19 protein-coding genes and 1 riboswitch are annotated in these 19,057 nt (G+C 69.9%); of the genes, 10 read left to right on the forward strand and 9 right to left on the reverse strand.

What is annotated here, in order from left to right:
- Positions 1-96: 96 nt before the first annotated feature.
- Complete coding sequence (locus ACLQ3B_RS22535) at positions 97-720, reverse strand: DinB family protein (RefSeq protein ID WP_425782889.1); 624 nt, start codon at positions 718-720, stop codon at positions 97-99.
- Positions 721-989: 269 nt separating this feature from the next.
- Between ACLQ3B_RS22535 and ACLQ3B_RS22540 the strand changes: the two genes are divergently transcribed.
- Positions 990-2,534 (forward strand): hypothetical protein, encoded by a 1,545-nt coding sequence (locus tag ACLQ3B_RS22540; RefSeq protein WP_425782664.1) that lies wholly within the window; start codon positions 990-992, stop codon positions 2,532-2,534.
- 100 nt (positions 2,535-2,634) lie between these two features.
- Here the strand turns inward: ACLQ3B_RS22540 and ACLQ3B_RS22545 are convergent, their stop codons facing one another.
- Positions 2,635-2,892, reverse strand: a complete 258-nt coding sequence (locus ACLQ3B_RS22545) for a transcriptional regulator (protein ID WP_425782665.1) — start codon at positions 2,890-2,892, stop codon at positions 2,635-2,637.
- Positions 2,893-3,167: 275 nt separating this feature from the next.
- Here ACLQ3B_RS22545 and ACLQ3B_RS22550 point away from each other — a divergent pair, with 275 nt between their 5' ends.
- The gene (locus tag ACLQ3B_RS22550) at positions 3,168-3,587 is read left to right on the forward strand and encodes a hypothetical protein (RefSeq protein WP_425782666.1); all 420 of its coding nucleotides are present in this window, start codon (positions 3,168-3,170) and stop codon (positions 3,585-3,587) included.
- A gap of 12 nt (positions 3,588-3,599) precedes the next feature.
- Here the strand turns inward: ACLQ3B_RS22550 and ACLQ3B_RS22555 are convergent, their stop codons facing one another.
- From ACLQ3B_RS22555 to ACLQ3B_RS22565, 3 genes are read right to left on the reverse strand one after another with little or no spacing between them, the layout of a single operon-like run.
- The gene (locus ACLQ3B_RS22555) at positions 3,600-4,349 is read right to left on the reverse strand and encodes a hypothetical protein (RefSeq protein WP_425782667.1); all 750 of its coding nucleotides are present in this window, start codon (positions 4,347-4,349) and stop codon (positions 3,600-3,602) included.
- Between the two features lie 41 nt (positions 4,350-4,390).
- Complete coding sequence (locus ACLQ3B_RS22560; protein ID WP_425782668.1) at positions 4,391-4,708, reverse strand: hypothetical protein; 318 nt, start codon at positions 4,706-4,708, stop codon at positions 4,391-4,393.
- Positions 4,709-4,717: 9 nt separating this feature from the next.
- Positions 4,718-5,491 (reverse strand): hypothetical protein, encoded by a 774-nt coding sequence (locus ACLQ3B_RS22565; RefSeq protein WP_425782669.1) that lies wholly within the window; start codon positions 5,489-5,491, stop codon positions 4,718-4,720.
- A gap of 94 nt (positions 5,492-5,585) precedes the next feature.
- Between ACLQ3B_RS22565 and ACLQ3B_RS22570 the strand changes: the two genes are divergently transcribed.
- On the forward strand, positions 5,586-6,305 hold the full coding sequence (locus ACLQ3B_RS22570) for a GIY-YIG nuclease family protein (RefSeq protein WP_425782670.1): 720 nt from the start codon (positions 5,586-5,588) through the stop codon (positions 6,303-6,305).
- A gap of 39 nt (positions 6,306-6,344) precedes the next feature.
- Here the strand turns inward: ACLQ3B_RS22570 and ACLQ3B_RS22575 are convergent, their stop codons facing one another.
- Together ACLQ3B_RS22575 and ACLQ3B_RS22580 are read right to left on the reverse strand one after the other, a co-directional pair.
- The gene (locus ACLQ3B_RS22575; protein ID WP_425782671.1) at positions 6,345-6,947 is read right to left on the reverse strand and encodes a hypothetical protein; all 603 of its coding nucleotides are present in this window, start codon (positions 6,945-6,947) and stop codon (positions 6,345-6,347) included.
- A gap of 28 nt (positions 6,948-6,975) precedes the next feature.
- A riboswitch (SAM riboswitch) is annotated at positions 6,976-7,096 on the reverse strand.
- Between the two features lie 106 nt (positions 7,097-7,202).
- The gene (locus ACLQ3B_RS22580) at positions 7,203-8,432 is read right to left on the reverse strand and encodes a PucR family transcriptional regulator (RefSeq protein WP_425782672.1); all 1,230 of its coding nucleotides are present in this window, start codon (positions 8,430-8,432) and stop codon (positions 7,203-7,205) included.
- Between the two features lie 256 nt (positions 8,433-8,688).
- Here ACLQ3B_RS22580 and ACLQ3B_RS22585 point away from each other — a divergent pair, with 256 nt between their 5' ends.
- The 5 genes from ACLQ3B_RS22585 (at position 8,689) to ACLQ3B_RS22605 (ending at position 14,950) form a co-directional block, all read left to right on the forward strand.
- A complete protein-coding gene (locus tag ACLQ3B_RS22585) occupies positions 8,689-9,606 on the forward strand; it encodes a dihydrodipicolinate synthase family protein (protein WP_425782673.1) in 918 nt (305 codons plus the stop codon).
- Positions 9,607-9,785: 179 nt separating this feature from the next.
- A complete protein-coding gene (locus ACLQ3B_RS22590) occupies positions 9,786-11,840 on the forward strand; it encodes a M6 family metalloprotease domain-containing protein (protein WP_425782674.1) in 2,055 nt (684 codons plus the stop codon).
- Positions 11,841-11,925: 85 nt separating this feature from the next.
- Positions 11,926-12,360, forward strand: coding sequence for a hypothetical protein (locus ACLQ3B_RS22595; RefSeq protein WP_425782675.1), 435 nt, complete (start codon positions 11,926-11,928; stop codon positions 12,358-12,360).
- Complete coding sequence (locus ACLQ3B_RS22600; RefSeq protein ID WP_425782676.1) at positions 12,357-12,938, forward strand: TlpA family protein disulfide reductase; 582 nt, start codon at positions 12,357-12,359, stop codon at positions 12,936-12,938. Before ACLQ3B_RS22595 ends, ACLQ3B_RS22600 begins: the two co-directional genes overlap by 4 nt.
- 116 nt (positions 12,939-13,054) lie before the next feature.
- Entirely contained in the window at positions 13,055-14,950 is a 1,896-nt protein-coding gene (locus tag ACLQ3B_RS22605) for a CocE/NonD family hydrolase (protein ID WP_425782677.1), read from the forward strand.
- A gap of 66 nt (positions 14,951-15,016) precedes the next feature.
- Here ACLQ3B_RS22605 and ACLQ3B_RS22610 read toward each other — a convergent pair whose 3' ends face one another.
- Entirely contained in the window at positions 15,017-16,258 is a 1,242-nt protein-coding gene (locus tag ACLQ3B_RS22610; protein WP_425782678.1) for a PQQ-dependent sugar dehydrogenase, read from the reverse strand.
- A gap of 173 nt (positions 16,259-16,431) precedes the next feature.
- On the opposite strand from ACLQ3B_RS22610, the gene ACLQ3B_RS22615 reads away from it, so the two are divergent.
- Together ACLQ3B_RS22615 and ACLQ3B_RS22620 are read left to right on the forward strand one after the other, a co-directional pair.
- Entirely contained in the window at positions 16,432-16,701 is a 270-nt protein-coding gene (locus ACLQ3B_RS22615) for a hypothetical protein (protein WP_425782679.1), read from the forward strand.
- 222 nt (positions 16,702-16,923) lie between these two features.
- The gene (locus ACLQ3B_RS22620; protein WP_425782680.1) at positions 16,924-18,258 is read left to right on the forward strand and encodes a dihydrolipoyl dehydrogenase family protein; all 1,335 of its coding nucleotides are present in this window, start codon (positions 16,924-16,926) and stop codon (positions 18,256-18,258) included.
- A gap of 152 nt (positions 18,259-18,410) precedes the next feature.
- Here the strand turns inward: ACLQ3B_RS22620 and ACLQ3B_RS22625 are convergent, their stop codons facing one another.
- Complete coding sequence (locus ACLQ3B_RS22625; protein WP_425782681.1) at positions 18,411-19,052, reverse strand: nucleotidyltransferase domain-containing protein; 642 nt, start codon at positions 19,050-19,052, stop codon at positions 18,411-18,413.
- Positions 19,053-19,057 lie beyond the last annotated feature (5 nt).

Raw genomic sequence — 19,057 nt, forward strand, 5'->3', positions numbered from 1 at the left:
AATCCGGACCAGGTCGAGGAAACAGTCGAGCCGGGGCGCTGGTTGCTTAGGGCGTAGGCCCGGCCGTTTGCTTAGGGCGTAGGCCCGGCCGTTTGCTTAGGGCGTAGGCCCGGCCGTGTCGTGCGCCTCGGATGGGCCAGCTTGATCCCACCTGCGGGCGGCTGCCTTGGCGGCCCGCTCGATCTTTGCCCGGTGAACCTCGCGGGCTGCCGTGTCGATCTGTTCCTCGTACCCGGCTGCTACGCCGGTTCGGCCGTCGAGCTGCTCGCGCAGGATGTCGGCGTGTCCGGCATGCCGGGTGGTGTCGATGAGGACGTGGACCATGACGTTGAACAGTTTCACGTCGGGGCGCGGCCACCATGGCACGTGACCGGTGGCGTCGACGGGAAGCGTTGTGATGGTCGCGTCCGCATGTTCCCAGGCGCGCCGGTAGAAGCCGACGACGTGTTCGCGGGTCTCGTCCTGGGTCACCCACAGGTCACGGCCGTCCGAGTCCTGCCATCGAGGCAACGGCTCGGGGAACGGGCGGTCGAAGATCTCGCCGAGGTATCTGGCCTCCCAGACCGCCATGTGTTTGACCAGGCCGAGGAGGTTGGTCCCGGTCACTGTCAGGGGGCGGCGGATGTCGTATTCGGACAGGCCGTCGAGCTTCCAGACCAGCGCCTGACGCGTGAACCGTAGTTCGTCGTGCAGGTAGTCCTTCGCGAAATCATCGATCACGGAGAATGAGGCTGCCACACGAGGGCAAATGGAGCCCTGGCGTTCACCGCGTCGCCCTGGACGGGAGAACCGGTGGCGGGGCGCCGTCGGCCTCGGCGGGCTGTTGGTTGCCACCCGGCTGCGGAGTCACCGTGGCTGCGGGCGAATGCGCTGGCTCGGTCGGCCCATGGGCGACAGAATGGCTGCGATCGTGGTGACCTGCGGTGGGAACGGGGGCGTCGGTGGGCGCGATGTCGCTGGGCACAGTGTTGCGGCGGTGGCTGCGAGCCATGTCTGCCAGCGCGAACGACTCGCCGGAGCGTGACTATCTGCCGCAACTGCCGGCCGTCGAGTGGGTGCGGGCTGGGGCCGGCGGTGCCGATCGAAGCGTTGGCCCCGCGGAGTTCTCGGCCGTTTTGCTGACGGTGGCCCGCGACGCTGAGCCGGGCCTGCGGGCGGCGGTTGTGGATGCGCTTGGTTCCGCTGAGGCGCGGTGGTGGTTGGCGGTGGATGACGCGCTGCGCGAACGGTGGTGGTCGGCGCCGCGCTGGTCGCGGAGCCTTGCGGCCGAGCTGGCTGACGGTGAGGTCGAGGTGCTGCGCCTGGTCGTGGCCGGCTGCCACCGTGACGGGCGGATCCGCGAAGCGGCGGTTGTCCACCTGGCTGAGCATGCGCACCCGGCTGCGCTGGCGGTGCTGGCGCTTCGGACCGCCGACTGGGTGCCCGAGGTGCGCCAGCGGGCAAGGGCGGCGGTGGATGGTTGGCTGCGGTCATCGCGGGGGTCGTTGACCCAGCTCACGGAGATGGCGTTCGCCCTGCGCGGTCGGGGTCAGGGCGCCTGGTTGGCCGAGCGCGTCGAAGGTGTCCTGCGGGACCTGCCATTGGACGGCTTGGAGCCGTTGCTGACGGCGCGGGATCGTCGGACCCGGCGGGCGGCCTACCGTGCCGCGATGACAGGTGGCCTGTTGAGTGTGCGCCGGTTGATCACGGCCGCGATGACAGACGACGACCTGCCGATCCGGTCCCTGTGCGCCCGAGGTGCCGTTCAGGCCGCGACGGGCCCGGCTCAGTTGCGGGGGTTACTGGTCAGCCGTACCGCGCTGGTTCGGGCCGAGGCGCTGCAGGCCGTGACCGCAGTCGGTGATCTGGGCGCCGCTGAGGCGGCGTTGCCTGATCGGCATCCGCTGGTGCGGGCGATCGCTCAAGACAGGCTTCGCGGCAGCGGCGCGGATCCGGCAGGGTCCTATCGCCTGCTTGCTCGGCGGGAGCCGCCGGCGCCGGGGGTGCTCGCCGGGCTGGGCGAGACCGGTGGCGTCGAGGATGCCGGCCTGGTTCGACGGTGGTTGGCGCATCCACGGGCGCGTGGTCGGGTCGAAGCGGTCCGAGCGTTGCGTCGCCTCGGCGTGACCCGGTCGGCCGACCTGGTGCCACTGCTGGGCGACGAGTCTGGCGCGGTGACCCGCCAGGTGGTGGCGGTCCTGCGACACGACCTCGGCGGCCTCGACCCGGAGATGCTCGAGGCCCTGCTCAGGCCGGGCAACGCGGCGCATGTCCGGTTCGCGGGCTACCGGTTGTTGACCTCGGGCAACGCGTGGCAGCGACTGGCCACAAACCTACGGCTGATCGATGATCCCGACGACCGGTTGCGCGCCGGTGCGCGGGCGGACATCAGCACATGGCTCAATCGGCAGGCGGCCACTACCTATCACGGCCCATCCCGCGATCGCGCCGCCCAGCTCGACAAGCTGATCGCGCATGCCCGCCCGATCCTGGGCGAGGACAAAATCCGGCTGCTGCGGTTCCATGCCGGCCTGCACCATCAGGAGGCGCTGTGACCGGCGACGACATCGCCCGGCATGCCTGAGCAACCCCGAACCAATGCCGCCGTCGTAGCCCAACCATTGCGTCAGGTCCGGCACGGCCCGAGACTCATCGTCACCGTCTCCGCAGGAAGGCGTAGACGATCTTGTTGGAGGCGAATTCCGAGATGTTGACGAGGTCCCAGCCGAACTGCCCGAGCACCTCGGCGGCAGCGACCGCCTCACTGACCTTGTCGCCGCCGATGCCGTGCTGGGAGACCACGGCCAGCAGGCGATAAGGGTACGTCCGAAGATCGGCTTGGCCCTGCAGGACCGCCCGGGCGGTGACCATCCGGGTCCGGGTGATCTGCTCCGGGGTCTCTGCGGCGGCCATACCCCGCACCATAGTGGCTCGTCGCTCGGGCAGTCTGCCGGCATCGCAGCCGGTATGTTCGAGAGGTGTCTGCGTCGGCCGGTGTCTCTCGTCTTGTCGTGGCGCTCGTTGCGGTGCTCGCCGCTGCCGCCTGCGACGGTGCCTCGGCTCCAGTGAGTGCGCCGACAACAGGGGCGGCCACGAGCAGCGTCGCCTCCACCCCGCCCACCGCCTCAGCCGGCCCCGTCTACCGCGCTCAAGATCTGGAGCTGTGCAAGCGTACTGATCTTCGGCCGTTGGCGGAGCTGTCCCTGACGGTGGCCCGCACCGATCCGAAGCCACCGCTGGGGCAGCCGGGGGCGTCGTGTCTGTTCGAGATGCGAACGAAGGACGGGCATCAGGCGAATCTGCGGGTGGAGGCGTCCACGCCGGTCAGCGAGCAGGAGGCTCGGCTGCTCTACCGGGCCACGGCGCAGGTGACGGTGATGACGCCAGCCGGCGTCATCACCGGCGTGGGCGACGAGGCCGAGGCCTTCACCAGGCGCTCCGAGCCCGGCTTCAAGTACGCCGAGTACATGGTCCGCGCGCGCACGGGCAACCTGGTGGTGAAGGTCTGGTTGGCCATCGGTGGTGCCTCGTACGCCGCCACCGAAACGCTCGCGCCGAAGGCGCTGACGATCCTCAAGGCGACCCAGGCGGCCGTACCCACGGTGTGACGGGCCCGTCGGTCATCCTCGGACGGCCTCCGGCCACCGCCCACCGGGTAGCTTCGAGTGGTCGCCGACCTGCGTGGCGATGTCCCGGATGTTGCCCAGCGCGTCGACGAAGCGTTGGCCGATGGTGAGCAGAGTGTTCAGGCCGGCGGTGACCAGGTCTCCGACCGACTCGGCGAGGGTGGAGATGGCCCACGGTAGGTCGATGACGGTCACCCCTTCGGACGCCGCCTGCGCCAGTTTGCCGACCAGCCCCGTGACGATCTTCGCGAGTTCGACGGCGTAGTCGACATTCGCCTTGGCGATCGTGAACAGCCACTGGCTGATGAACTCCGACTTGACGACTGACTCGTCTACCGCGGCTTTCTGCTTGCCGGCTTTGGCGTTGTAGGCGCTCGCCGCGTCGCCGGTCCACTTCGGCAGGTTCTCGTTCGCCGGGTCGGTGGTGGCGGAGGAAAGGTCGGAGACCGGCGTCTTCACGTCGTTGACCCAGCGGAAGCTGACCTCGATCAGCGAGAGCACCGGCAGTTGATGCTCCAAAGCCTGCTCGACGCGGTCGAGGACGGAGTTCAGTGCCGTTTTGGTGCCATCCAGACTGTGCTTGATCCACAAGAGTGCCGCGGGTCCGAGGAGCCACTTCCACTGCTGTACCTGCTCGACGATCTCGTTGAACTTGGCGATCGCCGTGTCGATGCCGGCGCGGATATGGTCGAACGCCTTGTTGAACGGTTCCCCGTACTCAAGATCAGTGGTCCCTGGCTGCATCGGGTGCTCCGTGCCCTCTCCGAACGTCGCCCGGTGGGTCGCTAGGCCTTGTAGATCTCGTTGAGGTCCAGTGAGACGATCTCGTCGGCCCGGTCGTACTCGTCGGCGATGCGACGCAGGGCCTTGCCAACCTGTTCGAACTCGGTCACCGCTCCATTCAGAACGGCGACCATGAAGGCATGGAAGTCGTTGTACGCCAGCGAGTGGATGAGGACGTTCGCGTCACCGATGAAGAAGGCCGAGGGGTCCAGATGAAGTTGCTCCGCGGCTACCTTGACGGCAGCGACCTGGTCCGACAGCGTCAGCCACTTGACTCCCTCATCACGTAGCGAGTCGGTGATGACATTCAGTTCATCCATCTCACTACCTCACGATCCGGTCGGCCCGGAGCTGGTCAGCGCGAACGCGCGGAAAAGGGAACGGGCTTCCAACTGCAGCTCACCCGCGTCTGCCCGGGCGATCCGCCCGACGTCACCGGTGATGCCGGTGATGCCGCCTCCGCGGATGTGCAGCGTCAGGCAGCCGTCGGGGCTCGACATGCTCGAGTCGCCCTCCACTCTGGACCGGTGAGTCGCCGCATCAAGCTCTGCGTCGAGGTCGGACAGCGTTCGCCAGGTGTCGCGCAGCCAGGTGTGCTCGTCGACGTCCCGTTCGGGGCCGCTGTCGAGCGGCTCCTGATCCGGAGCCGCGGGACCTTTCTCCTCCGCCTGCAGGTGAAGGAGCGCCGCCAGTTCGAGGGCGGCCTGCACGGCGGCGGCGTACGCCTCGAAGAGCGCATCGGCGAACCCACCAGGGCCGAGCCGGCTGCGCCAGTCGCGAACGATCGTGACAGCTGAGACCTGTCGCTGGGTGTCGACCACCACGCGGACGGACCCGGTCTGGTCCGCCCCGGAGCACTCCTCGGGTCGCAGCTCACGTCCCGTCTCGCGCAGCGCACGACCGGCCTGCTCCCGCAAGGCGGAATCGTCGCCAAGGAAGTCCAGGCTCGCCAGTCTCAGGCGTTCATGCCTGCGGCCTTGCTGCATTCGCCCCCCGGCTTCCTGCTCGGTCAACGCTTTCCGTGATGCGCCCGCCACGGCGAGGTAGGACCACGGTACGTGAATGACCATGATCCGTGGGACCCCGGACGCTGGGCTGGTCATGGTGGATACTCTTGCCGCTCTTCCCGGCCGCTGCTGAGGTGGCCGGGATCGCCGCATCCGACGGCGAATGCAGCTACGGGAGGAGAGGGCGGTCGTGGCATCTCCAGTTCAAGACCACCGCGTGCACGTCGCGCAGAAGTGGGGCTTCGGGATGGCCCCCGTCAAGCCCGAGGTCCAGCAGAGACGACGGCAGTCGGTGGCGGCCGTGCTGAGCTACCTGCAGAACGACCCGGCTGAGCCCACCACGGCACTGCTGGAGGCACTGTCGGAAGTCAAGGGGCTCTACACGCGCTGTCACAGGCAGGACCAGTGGGACTGGTTCACCGTGTGGCAGCAACTGGGCCGCCCTGGACGTAAGCGCTGCCGACAAGCTGGTGACGCGCTCGGTCGGTTACGCACCGCGATCAGGGATGGCGACGATGCCACAGCTGCCAAGCAGCTCACGCTGCTGACTGACGCGGACGCGCAGGTCCATCTGGCCGGACTCGTCGGGGAACAGCCGCGTGAACCGCGAGGAGCTGGCTACATCTACGTGCTGTCGACTCGCGAGCAGCCTCGGATGCTCAAGGTCGGCTACACCGAGCGGACCGTCGAGGAGCGGGTGAGGGAGATCAATCGGGCGACAGGCGTGGTCATCCCGTTCGGCGTGCGGGCTCTGTGGGTGGTCGCGGATGCTCCGTCGGTGGAGGCCGAGGTGCACGATCGATTGGCGCCCTACCGGGTACGCAAGGACCGCGAGTTCTTCGACCTCGACTTCCGCGACGCGTCCGCCCTCATCCAGGGCTACATCGACGGTCTCCGACGCGAGGACTGACGTGGTCGCCGTCGTCAGCGCACCGTCGATGGCTGATGGTCAACGAGCGGTGAACAGGAATTGGGTCTGGGCCTGCCGGAGGCTGCTGAGGTCGTCCGGCACGGGCAGGACGCCGTAGCGGTCGAAGGCGTCGACGCTTGCTCCGAGCGAGGGCGGCGACTGCCGCTGCCACTCGGCCAGCCGCACGCTCGACACAATCGGGCGTAGTGGCTCGGCGAGCCGGGCGAACTCCAGCTGCTGCCACTCGCGCAACTCGTGGCACCGTCGCGCGGAGGCCACCAGCGAGACAGCGACCTCGGTGGTCGTGGCCGTTTGCGGCTGGGCCACGTCGCCGTTCATGAGGGAGTGCCGGCCCAGCGGCAGCGCGGCGCGGTGGCCGTACCGTTCGCCGACGACCTGCGAGACGAGTCGGCAGGTCTCGCAGGCCAGCCACGACCACCGGGTTCGGGTGGTCACCGTGGCCCGGACGCACAACACACACAGGTCGAGGTCGCCGGGGATGTCCTGGTCCTGCCACTGCTGCTCCCACTCCGGCGTACGGGGCTGGCAGCGGCACCGCTGCTCGCGCGGGGCACCGCCGCGCAGGTGCCCGCAGGTCAGGCAGACCGCGAAAGCTGCCAGGTCCAGCTCTTCGAATGACACGGTGAACTCGCTCTCCGGTGCCATGAGGCACCCGCTCTTGCCGTACCGCAGCTTGCGGTCGGCCTGGTCTTCCCCCGGAGGCACCGTGCGCGGGTGGCGCGGTTGCCGGGTCAGCAAGCCGGGAGGCTTGACGCTGACCACTCTTGACGCCCAGGAAGCATAGAGATCACCGATGTCGAGAGCAACCTCCAGGCAACACACGGAAAGGCCGGAGTAGATGGCGGTCGGCGGTGGCGGAATTTTCCCCAGGCGGTGTCACGCCGTGCGGTAGTGACCGCTGAGCCGACCGAGCTTCATGGCCAGGTGCAGGCACAGCCGTTCGTTGCCGTCCTTGAGGTCGGTCCCGGCGAGCTGTTCCACACGTTGCAGCCGGTAGTAGAGGGTCGTGCGGTGCAGTCGGAGCTTCTCGGCGGTGGCGTGCGCGTTGCCGGCCAGGTCGAGGTAGGCCTCCAGGGTCTCCAGCAGCACCTGGTGAGCGTCGTCGCGCAGCAGCCGCTCCAGCCCGGGATGGACGCCCGCGACGTCGAGGTGCTGACTGTCCAGCTGGGACAGCACCCGGTAGATGCCCAGACGGGCCCAGGAGACCACCCGGCCCAGCGCGGGCAGTTGCGTGCCGACGCGGGCGGCCTGCGCGGCCTCCTGGTAGGACTCGACCGCGGTGGACAGCCCGGCGCGGGGCTGGCCGATGCCGGTCACGGTCCGGTCCACCGAGGTCAGACCCCGCGTCGCGGTTGCCAGCGCCTCGGTGAGGTGCCCGGCGGAGGCTTCCGGCGAGGGGCGACCAGCGATCCGGTCGCCGCAGACCAGCAGCACCCCGTGGTCGTGCCAGACGTGGTGCAGCGTCTCCCGTACTCCGATCCACCGGCGGGTGGTGACCAGGGCCTGTTCCAGGGCGATCCGGGCCACCTCGTCGGGCTGCCGCCCGGCGGCCGGTACGAGCTGGGCGACGAGCGCGACGGTCGACCCGTCGGCGACCACCACGCCCTCCTCCAGCAGCGCCCGCGCCGCGTGCTCGCGCGCCTGCCGGCTCTCCACCAGGAGGGTGCGGGTGGCTTCGGTCTCCCGCTGTGCGGCGAGCTCACCGAGCAGGTTCTCCCGGTACAGGGCCAGCGACAGGTCGGTGAAGGGGCCGGTGGCGGTGGCGATGTCGGAGTCGGTCATCGAGCCGTCCGCGTCGATGAACCAGACGAACCCGAGCAGCAGGTCGTCGTGCCGGATCGGCACGCACACCCTCGCCAGCAGGTCCAGCTCGGCGCACGCGGGGGTGCGGACCGGCGTGTGCGCCGTGAGCACGCCCATGCCTCGGAACCAGGCGATCACCTCCGGCGTCGTCTGCCGCCGCAGGATCGACGTCCGGCGGACGTCGTCCATCGGGCCGTCGTGCTCGCTGTAGGCGACCACCCGCTGTCGCCGGTCCTCGATGAGGGCGGGTCGCCCCACCCGGGCGGCGACGGCGTCGACGATTCGCTGGAGCTCACCGTGCATCTAACTCCGTTACCTCTCAGTGCGCTCTGGTGAGCGCACGACCGCCAGTCCTTACCCTCCGGTGCGGGTGGGGCATCGCGCAAGGTCCACTGTCGAAGTCACGACAAAAAGACGGGCGGCCACGCGACGGTTTCGGCATCTGTCCGAAGACCGGGAGCGACAGGCGTTCCTAGGGTTCCGGTACGGACCGCACCAGCGGCGCCGCGCACGGCGCGCATGGGCTGACGGGTGGTGCCGGTGGGGAGGGGATTTCCGAGTGGGAGCTGGTAGGCCCTGGCGGGGCGTGTTGGTCGCCATCGCCACGCCGTTTCGGGCCGACCTGTCGGTCGACTTCGACAGGCTCCAGGAACACGTCGGTTGGCTCGCCGCCGAGGGGTGTCACGGGGTCGCGCCGTGCGCGTCGATGGGGGAGTATCGGGCCCTCTCCGACGACGAGCGAGCGGCCGTGGTCAAGGCGACGGTGGAGGCCGCGCCGTCCGGCTGCGCAGTGCTGCCCGGTGTCGGCGGCTACGGCAGCAGGCAGGCCCGCCGCTGGGCGGAGCAGGCCGCCGAGGCCGGCGCCCACGGCGTGCTCGCGCGGCCACCCGACGGGCCAGCCGCCCGCGCCGCCGACGTGGTCGCCCACTACCGGGAGGTGGCGGCGGTCGGCCTGCCGGTGGTCGCCCACAACGAACCGTCCGACACCCGGTTGGATCTCACGCCGGACCTGTTGGCGACCGTCGCCGAGATCGACGGGATCGTCGCGGTCAAGGAGGTCACCGGCGACGTGCGCAGGTTGCATCGCCTGCGGGACCTCTGCCCGCACGTCGACGTGCTGGTCGGTGCCGACGACGTGGTGCTCGAACTGGTGCTGTGCGGCGCCACGGGATGGGTAGCTACCCTCCCCAACGCGCTGCCCCGCCAGGCCGTGCGCCTGTACGAGCTGTGCGTCGCCCGCGACCTCGGCCGGGCGCTGCCGCTCTACGCCGAGTTGCACCCGATCCTCGGCTGGGCCTCCCGCCCGGACGCCGTGCAGGCCGTCAAGCTCGCCATGGAGTGCGCCGGGCGGTTCGGCGGGCAGTGCCGTCCACCGCGCGGACCCCTGTCCGGGCCCACCGCCGACCAGGTGCGCCGGGACGTGCTGCGGGCCCTCGCGGCAACGACCGAACCAGCTTCCGAGGCCGGCCCCGGCTGATCCGCCGTTGGCCCTGGTCCTTCAGGTGTCGGAAGTCGCCGGCCCACCTGCCGACATCTGCACGGTGACCGGCACCGGCCCGCCCTCCTAGATTCGCTGCGCGGCCTGCTGACAGGTGTTCCGCGATAACCCCCACCGGGACGCCAGCGCCGCGTTTTCCTCCGACGAGAGGTGGTTCCGTGCACCGTGCTACCCCCCACCGAACCCGGCTGAGGCGGGCCGTGCTGGCCGCCGCCGTGGTGACCACGCTCGTGGCGACCGGGGCGGCGCAGGCCGCCGCGGCCCCGGCCAACCCGGCCGGCGGCACCGCGCCGTTCCAGGTACTCGACCCGCAGGCCTGGCAGAACCCGGACACGATGACCTGGAACGACTACAAGGCCGTGCCCGGCAAGAACTGGGCCGACCCGAGCGTGTCCGGCTCGGCCCGCAACTTCAAGATCGCCCTGGTGGCGCTCGACTATCCCGACGAGACGTTCGCGGTCTCCCAGCGCGCCCGCTCGACGGTGTTCGGCAACCCCCAGTCCGTCGCGACGAACATCCCCCGGGCGGACGTGCCGAAGTTCTACCAGGACTTCCTGAACACCCCGAACACCCCGAACACCCTCAACAAGGGTCACACCCTGCACGAGTACTGGATGCAGGACTCCAACGGCCGCTACGGCGTCGACCTCACCGGGTTCGGGCCGTACCAGATGCCGGCCAAGTCCTACCAGTACGGGTTGGACAACGGGTTCAACCCGGGCGCCTGCCCGAGCGGGGACGTGTGCGGCAAGAACATCCGCACCGACGGCCTGGGCGCCTGGCGGGCGGCCGTGGGCGAGGAGGTCGCCAACCAGTACGAGTTGGTGTTCATCCTCAGCGCCGGGCAGGACGAGTCGTCGACCTGGCAGGAGTTCGGGCAGATGATCTTCCAGAACAAGGAGGACGTGCCGGACGCCTGGGGCCCGCCGGACCCCAACCTGCCGAACTGGGCGAAGACCCGCTACGTGGACTGGACCTCGTGGAAGGCGGCGGCGACACTGTGGCCGAACGCCGGCGGCGGCTCCTCGACGCAGGGGGAGAGTTCCGGCATGGGCGTCTACGCCCACGAGTTGACCCATCTGCTGGGCATCGGCGACAACTACAACAACCCGTACGGCGAGCCGCTACGCAGGGCGTACACCGGGATCTGGAGCATGATGTCGCGCGGGTCGTTCAACGGCCCGGGCGGTCCGCACACCCGCTGGCAGATCCCGCCGACCAACGGTGGCTCGATGGGCTCGCTGCACACCGTGCGGGACAAGCTCAAGATCGGTCTGCTCGGTGAGGAGCACGTGCTGCGGCTGTCGCGGGAGTCGCTGGCCTCGTCCGGCCTGGTGGTCGCGCAGGTCACGGCCCGGGCGGTCGACGCCGGCCCGAAGGGTCTGAGCGGCGTGAACATCGCGCTGAACAAGGACCTGTCACCGACGTGTGGTGTCAGCACCGACCCGTTGTGCGACGGTGGCAGCTTCAACAACTACACGGTCGAGGTCGTCGACCGAATGGGCGCGGACTCCTTCACCCCGGACAGCGGCGTGCTGCTGAGCAAGACGAAGAACGCCGACAGCGCGCCGTTCCAGTGGGTCGTGGACGCCAACCCGCAGGACATCGACATGATCGACTTCTACCGGCCGGACGGCACCCCGCAGAAGATCACCATGGGTGACTACCGGCAGCTCTCCGACGCGCTGTTCCACGCCGGGGCGGACACCGGCAGCCAGTACGAGTACGTCGACGAGGCCAACCGGCTGCACTTCTACGTCATCGACCTCAAGCGGGATTCGGCCGGCTCGCTCTCCTACACCGTGGCGGTGCGTTCGCTGGACGGCACCGGCGGGCCGAGCAGTCACGGCGTGCTGCTGGGCAGGGGCGAGGTGACCGGCGGCGGCAAGCCGACCAACCGCGGGGTGGCCTGCTCGTTCGAGCTGACCAACACCGGTTCGTACTCGGCCGGCGGCCAGCAGCACCCGGAGAACGTCAGCGCGTACCTGAAGTCGGACGTCTACCGCCTGTCGGCGGAGGTGGCCGGCAAGGGCTGGCGGACCTGGCTGCCCAACCAGCTCGCCACCGCGCAGTTCGGCAAGGCCACCACGGTCAAGGTGTCGGTGGGTGCCACCGCCGCCGCCGCGGACACCGGTTTCGTGAAGCTCACCGCGACCTCGGAGAGCGACCCGACCAAGACGGTGACCAAGCAGTGCCGGGTCGAGAAGTCCTGACCGGCGTCCGAGGCTGACCCCGTTTCTGGCGGGTCCGCGGCGGAAGGCCGCCGCGGACCCGCCAGGCGGGCGGAAGGAGGATGACGTGCGGCGAAGCATCATGACTGTGCTGCCCCTGCTGCTGGTCGGCGCGACCGGTTGCGGTGCCGTCGGCGCCGCCCAGGAGGCGGTTTCCCCGACGACCGTCCGGGTCCTGGTCCGCGACATCAACATCCGGGCCGCGGGCGTGGACTGCGCCGGCACCGGCCCGTACCAGCACTTCCACAACCGGGCGCCGTTCCGCGTGCTGGACCCGGACGGGGCGGCGTTGGCCAGCGGGCAGTTGCCGGCGGGGACCGCGGTGGCCGCCTTCGCCGAGGATCTGGGCGTCGAGCGCCTGCCCACCTACTGCGAGTTCGCTGTCGGCGTGCGGGTGCCGCAGCGGGCCTCCTATCGGCTGGAGGTGGACGGCCGGCCGGCGCTCGACCTGACGTCGGACAGCAGCGAGGGCCCGGCGTTGGTGGCGGTGGTCCCGTCATGAGGCGGGCACTCCTGCCGCTGGTGCTGGCGGTGGCGCTGCTGGCTGGATGCAGCAGTACGCCGGAGCCCGAACCCGCGCCGGCGCCCGCCGGAGGGGCGGCGGCGTTGCCCGGCCCGGTCCCCGCCGACCTTGCCCTGCGTCCGGCGCCCGGCACCGCCCCGGCGGCCCCGGCGTTCACCGGCGCGCTGACCGACGGTACGCCATTCGTCGCCGCCGAGCTGTGGGGGCAGCGTCCCGTCGTGCTCACCTTCTTCAGCTCCTGGTGCACCACCTGCGCCAGCCGCCAGGCCGCCCTCAGTGAGCTCGCCCGCAGCTATCGGGACCGGGTGATCTTCGTCGGCGTGGCCGGCGCGGACCAGGCCGACGAGGTCCAGGACTACCTGCGCACCCACCGGGTGGAGTATCCGGTCGTCCTGGACGACCAGCAGACGATCTGGCGTTCGTACGCGGTGCGGGAGCCGCCGGCCGTCGTGCTGGTGGCCAAGGGTGGCGCCCTGCTCCGCGGCTGGCCGGGCGGGCTGGACGCTCCGACGCTCGACCGCCGGCTGCGGGAGCTGGTGCTGGCCGGCCAGCCGTAGCCCCGTCGCCCAGGCACCCCGTCGAACCACACCCGGCGAAGTTCCTACACGTGCAGGTGGTGGCACCGGCCACCGGCTCGTAGCGTACGCAGCCTCGGACACATCAAGGAGAGTGCATGGCTACAGTGGGAACGCGCTGGCGCAGAGGCGTGGCCGTACTGTCCGCGACGGTGCTCGCCGCCCTCGGCGCGGCACCGCAGGCGCTGGCGGCGGACGGCCCGCCGTCGATAGTCGTCCAGGACGGCGTCACCCAGCCGGTGTTCGGCTACGCCGACGCCATTCGGGAACGCCTCTTCATCGACTCCACCTTCGACAGCGACAACGACGGTCTGCGCGACATCATCGCGTTCGACCTGATGCGGCCGGCGGCCACCGCGCAGGGGCTCAAGGCCCCCGTGGTGATGGACGCCAGCCCCTACTACTCGACGGTCTGCCGAGGTAACGAGTCCGAGTGCAAGGCGGACCTCGACGGCGACGGGCTGCTGGACAAGTGGCCGTTGTTCTACGACAACTACTTCGTGCCGCGCGGCTACGCGGTCATCCTGCTGGACATGGTCGGTACCAACAACTCCACCGGCTGCCCGACCACAAACGCCAACCAGGACAATCTGAGCGCCAAGCAGGCCATCAACTGGCTCAACGGTCGGGCCACCGCCCGTAACGCCGCCGGTGAGATCGTCAAGGCGGACTGGCACAACGGCAAGACCGGGATGATCGGCAAGTCGTACGACGGCTCGCTGGCCATGGCCACGGCGGTGACCGGCGTGAAGGGCCTGACCACGGTCGTGCCCATCAGCGGACCGACCGAGTACTACGACTACGTGCGCAGCAACGGCGTGGTCACCCGTGGCAACAGCTACGTGTCCTCGCTGGCCAACACGGTCACCAACCCCGAGCGCCGGGAGTACTGCAAGCCGGTGCGCGACGCGATAGGTGCCGCCGACGGCGACGAGCACGGCGACTACACGTCCTTCTGGAACGAGCGCAGCTACGTCAAGAAGGTCCCCAACGTCACCGCGAGCGTGCTGCTCTACCACGGCCTCAACGACGACAACGTCCGGCCGGACCACTTCAGCAAGTTCTGGTACGCCCTGGCCGAGAACAACGTGCCGCGCAAGTTGTGGCTGTCGCAGGAGGGCCACGTCGACCCGTTCGACTCGCGCCGCGCGGTGTGGGTGTCGACGCTGCACCGGTGGTTCGACTTCTGGCTGCAGAACGTCGCCAACGGCATCATGGACGAGCCGCGGGTGGACCTGGAGCGCTCCGCCGACGTGTGGGAGACCCACGCCGACTGGCCGATCCCCGGTAAGGCCGACACGGAGGTGTTCCTCCAGCCCGGCACCACAGGCGCGGGCGGTCTCGGGCTGGTGCCCACCGCCAAGCCGGCGACCGGGGCGTTCCAGGACAGCCGCACGCAGAGTCAGAACACCATGATTCTCAACCCGGACGTGGTACAGCCAAACCGGCTGGCCTTCCTCTCCGCGCCACTCTCCGCGCCGCTGCACATCTCCGGCACCCCCACCGTGCAACTGCGGGCCTCCGCCGACCAGACCGACACCAACCTCGGGGCGATCCTTGTCGACTACGGCACCGACGAGCGGGTCGAGCACCGGGCCTCGGGCGAGGGAATCACCACCCTCACCACGGAGGACTGCTGGGGCCAGAGCAGCCCGACGGACGACGGCTGCTACAAGCAGACGAGCAAGCGGGTGGCCACGGCAGACTACGAGCTGGTCACCAAGGGCATCATGGACGCCCAGAACCGGCAGTCGATCCGCGTCGCCGTGCCGCTGGTGCAGGGGGAGTCGTACAACTTCAGCTTCCCGCTGCTCCCGGAGGACTATGTCTTCAAGCCCGGTCACCGGATCGGTGTGATCATCGTGGCCAGCTACCCGCAGTACTCCAGCCAGGCCGACACCACCGCCGCGAACCTGCAGGTCGCGCTGAAGAGCAGCAACATCGTCCTGCCTGTGGTCGGTGGCACCGCCGCCGCGCACGCCGCCGGCCTCTGACCGGCTGATCGGGGACGGCCGCCCGAAAGCGGCCGTCCCCACGGGTGTTGCGGAGGGCTTCGAGGTTCAGCGGTTCGCCGCGCCGCCGGAGGCCTGCGGGACCAGCTCGAAGCGCACCTTGCTCAGCCAGCCCGGGAGGTCACTGAGCACGTACAGCTCGCCGTTCACATCGGCGCCGAACGCCGTCGGCTGGGTGGGGAAGGTGCCGATCTCAGCGGACTCGTAGCCGCCCGTGGACTTGGGCCGCACAGCGAACGCGCGGGTCGAGCAGTAGTCGCTCGCGATGTACGTCCCCCGCGCCGCCGGCGTGACGGACCCCCGGTACACCAGCCCACCGATGATGGAGCAGTTCTCCGTCAGGTAGTGGTCGTACTGGACGACCGGGTCGGTGAGCCGCACGCCCGGCCGGCATTGCGTCTCGTCGAAGACCGGCGTGCCCTCTCGACAGGACCAGCCGAGGTTCGCGCCACGCTGCGACGGGCGGATGTGGTTGACCTCCTCGACCAGGCCCTGGCCGACGTCACCGATCCACAGAGAGTTGTCGGCCGGGTCGATGGAGAACTTCCACGGGTTGCGCAGCCCGTAGACCCAGATCTCCGGCCGCGCGCCCGCCGTGCGGACGAACGGGTTGTCGTAGGGCACGCAGTAGGGCTTCCCCCCGCAGCTGCGGTTGACATCGATCCGCACAATCTTGCCGAGCAGGGTGCCGAGGTTCTGACCGCTCTTGAACGGGTCGTTCGCGTTGCCGCCGTCGCCGAGCGACCAGTAGAGGTAGCCGTCGCGGCCGAACGCCACCTGTCCGCCGTTGTGGTTGCCGAACTCGGCGTGTTCCTGGGTCAACAGCACCTGCACCCGACTAGGAGCGTTGATGGGCACTCGCGCCAGGGTCAGCGCACCGGCCGGCAGGCTCGTGTATGCCACGTAGAGCATCCCGGTCCGCGCGAAGTTCGGCGCAGGCACGATGCCGAGCAGGCCGCGCTCGTTGTCCGACGTGTCGATCCGGGCGGTCAGGTCGAGCACCGGCTCGGCTGCCAGGCCGGTGTCGGGGTGGTAGGCGCGGACGGTGCCGTTCTTCTCCGCGATCAGCATCCGGCCGTCCGGCAGAGCGGTGATCGCGATCGGACGCTGCAGACCGAAAGCCACCCGTTCGGAGGTCACGGTCAGCTCAGTGAGTGGCACCGCGCGGGTGCGGGGTGGGCTGGCTGCGGCGCTGCCGGCCACCGACGCCGGTGGCAACAGCAACGCGGACATGGTCAGGATGAGCAACCCGGCCAGCATGGTGGCCGGGCGACTTCGCCGTCGCGACATGGTGAGCTCCTCGATTAGGTGGGTGGTGGACGCGGTCTGGGAGCGTTCCCACCATACATAGAACCGGATCAATACCCAACCCACCCGCCCTACCTGCGGCGGCGAGGGGGCAGTGCGATGACATCCGGGATCTGTGGGGAGTGGGCGGCCGGCGGTACGCGGACAATGGGGGGATGAAGCGAGAGGTACGCCTGATGCGGTTGACCGGGACGCGCGCCAACGGCGCGGTGGCGACAGGTGCGGCGGCTACCGGCGCGCGAGCTGCGGGGGCGGCATCGGTCGGCGCCCTCGCCGTGGGGGCGCTGGCCGTCGGGGCCGTGGCCGTCGGGGCGCTGGCCATCGGGCGGCTGGTGATCCGCCGGGCGGTCGTGCGGGAGTTGCGCGTCGGCCGGTTGGAGATCGGTGAGCTGGTGGTGCACAGTCGACCCGCCGCCGAAGGCTAGCGTTCCGCGGACTTCACCGACCACCTGGTCGACGGATTCCTCAGCCGCCGACCCGTGCTGCCACCCACCTGACAGCAGCGACATCGCTCGCGTGCTCGGGGGCGCTGAGGCACGTCCGGCCAAAAATCTCATGTGCCAGGACGGGCCTGTACGCCGGGCCCGGGTCGACGCAACTCCTTCGGCTACCGGCTCGTTGGTGACAGGGGCGAACGGGGGCGGACGATGGCGTCGGGGCGGGGTGCCGAGTTGGTCGGCGGTGAGTGCTCGTACTGGGCGTGCATGCCGACCAAGGCGTTGCTGCGCAGCGCGTCGGCGTTGCGGGCGGCTCGTCATCTGCCGGGTGCGCGGGAGGCAGTGACGGGCGACCTGGACGTCGCTGCGGTGCTGCGCCGACGGGATTCCTTCGCGTCGCACTGGCAGGACGACGGTCAGGTTTCGTGGTTGGAGTCGGCTGGCATCGCGCTGCACCGCGGTCATGGGCGGATCAGCTCCGCCCGGGTTGTCGAGGTGACAGGCGTCGACGGCGTCACGACGAGGCTGGCCGCGCGGCACGCGGTGGTCGTCGCGACCGGCAGCAGCGCCCTGTTGCCGGATATCCCGGGTCTGCGTGAGGCGGCCCCGTGGTCCAGTCGTGAGGCGGCTTCGGCCAGTTCGGTTCCCGGTCGGCTCGCCATCATCGGTGGTGGCGTGGTGGCGGCCGAGATGGCCACCGCGTTCGCCGCCCTGGGATCGTCGGTGACGGTGCTGGTCCGCGATGGCGTGCTGCCGTCGGCGGAGCCGTTCGCCGGTGAGCGGGTCACCGAATCATTGCGCGCGGCAGGTGTGTCGGTACGCCTCGGTGCGGAGGCCGCATCGGTCAAGCGTGACGACAGCGGCACCGTCCACATCGAGACGGCCTCCGGCGAGCGCGTCGAGGCTGACCAGGTGCTGGTGGCGGTTGGTCGTACACCGAACACTCAGGACATCGGCCTCGACCGGGTCGGGCTCGCGCCCGGTGCGTGGCTGGCGGTCGACGACACGCTGCGCGTCTTCGGCGGCGGGGAGTGGCTGTATGCCGCAGGCGACGTGAACCGGCGGGTGCTGTTGACCCACCAGGGCAAGTATCAGGCGCGGGCGGTGGGCGACGTGATCGTGGCCCGGGCGAAGGGTGCCACGGTCGAGGACGGCCGATGGGGCCGGCACGTCGCGACGGCAGACGAGCGGGCGGTGCCCCAGGTGGTCTTCACCGACCCGGAGATCGCGTCGGTGGGCATGACGGCGGCCGCCGCCGAGGCCGCCGGGCTGCGGATCCGGGTCGTGGACTACGACCTGGGTGCGGTTGCCGGGTCCACCCTGCACGCGGATGGCTACCAGGGGCACGCCCGGATGGTCGTCGACGAGGACCGGAAGGTGATCGTCGGCTGCACTCTTGTCGGCCCGGACGTGGCGGAACTGATCCACGCCGCGACGATCGCCATCGTCGGTGAGGTCCCGCTGGACCGGTTGTGGCATGCGGTTCCGGCGTACCCGACGGTCAGCGAGGTGTGGCTGCGGTTGTTGGAGACATACGGCCGCTGAGGTGAGCCGACCACTCGTCCCGGCGTCGTCGTTGGCGCCGGGACGAGACCCACTCGCCGGCCGGGCGCCGGGTCAGCCTTCCAGAACCGCTTTCCGCGCTGGCCGCCTGGGCGGTCGACCACCACGCCGAGATCGGCCCGGCACGTCATCGGCTACAAGGCCGCTAGCCAGGCATGGCCGGGATGCACCTGTGCCAGCAGCCGGGACAGCACCTGGCGTTGGGTCGGAGTCAGCAGCGGCAGTGTGCCGTCGAAGTCGGCCTGGTCCTTTGGGCGTACGTGCTTGGCCTTGAAGAGCAGAACGAGCTCAGGGACCAGGTACGGGATCCGGTCCGGGGTGTGCCGGATGATCTCGGTGTAGGGCCGCCTGACCGTCTCGTCTCGCCGGCAGATCCAGACGTCGCCGTCGTGCGGCTCACGGAAGACATCGAGGAGGTAGCGTCCCGTCGCCGGGTCGCGCAGCCATGTTTGATGAGTGGCGGTCAGCACGTGCGGCGTCGCTGATTCCCAGATTCGAGCGTCGCCGACTGCGTCGAAGGCGAACTCGGCAAGGCGCTCGCGAATCTCCTGGAACTGCCCGCGCGGCACGCCGATCTCAATGTCGTGGTGCTCGCGGGTTTGGCTGCCGCGGAACAGGTCCAGGGCCCAACCTGCCGCCACGTACCAAGGCACGGAGACTCCGGCCAGGCGTCGTGCGACGTCCTGCGGTGTCCAACATTCCGCCCAGCGGGCTTCGAGTGCCTCGACGTCGCCGGGCGATACCTCGATACCGCCGCTGAGCAACTGGTCGCTCATCCGCC

This window comes from Micromonospora sp. DT53, assembly GCF_049841535.1.
Lineage (GTDB): Bacteria > Actinomycetota > Actinomycetes > Mycobacteriales > Micromonosporaceae > Micromonospora.

Coding starts and splice junctions, on each gene's coding strand:
- ACLQ3B_RS22560 (WP_425782668.1), bottom strand. CDS start 4,708: ATGGATGAACTGAATGTCATCACCGACTCGCTACGTGATGAGGGAGTC.
- ACLQ3B_RS22540 (WP_425782664.1), top strand. CDS start 990: ATGTCTGCCAGCGCGAACGACTCGCCGGAGCGTGACTATCTGCCGCAA.
- ACLQ3B_RS22545 (WP_425782665.1), bottom strand. CDS start 2,892: ATGGCCGCCGCAGAGACCCCGGAGCAGATCACCCGGACCCGGATGGTC.
- ACLQ3B_RS22580 (WP_425782672.1), bottom strand. CDS start 8,432: ATGCACGGTGAGCTCCAGCGAATCGTCGACGCCGTCGCCGCCCGGGTG.
- ACLQ3B_RS22625 (WP_425782681.1), bottom strand. CDS start 19,052: ATGAGCGACCAGTTGCTCAGCGGCGGTATCGAGGTATCGCCCGGCGAC.
- ACLQ3B_RS22555 (WP_425782667.1), bottom strand. CDS start 4,349: ATGCAGCCAGGGACCACTGATCTTGAGTACGGGGAACCGTTCAACAAG.
- ACLQ3B_RS22610 (WP_425782678.1), bottom strand. CDS start 16,258: ATGTCGCGACGGCGAAGTCGCCCGGCCACCATGCTGGCCGGGTTGCTC.
- ACLQ3B_RS22620 (WP_425782680.1), top strand. CDS start 16,924: ATGGCGTCGGGGCGGGGTGCCGAGTTGGTCGGCGGTGAGTGCTCGTAC.
- ACLQ3B_RS22600 (WP_425782676.1), top strand. CDS start 12,357: ATGAGGCGGGCACTCCTGCCGCTGGTGCTGGCGGTGGCGCTGCTGGCT.
- ACLQ3B_RS22605 (WP_425782677.1), top strand. CDS start 13,055: ATGGCTACAGTGGGAACGCGCTGGCGCAGAGGCGTGGCCGTACTGTCC.
- ACLQ3B_RS22565 (WP_425782669.1), bottom strand. CDS start 5,491: ATGACCAGCCCAGCGTCCGGGGTCCCACGGATCATGGTCATTCACGTA.
- ACLQ3B_RS22615 (WP_425782679.1), top strand. CDS start 16,432: ATGAAGCGAGAGGTACGCCTGATGCGGTTGACCGGGACGCGCGCCAAC.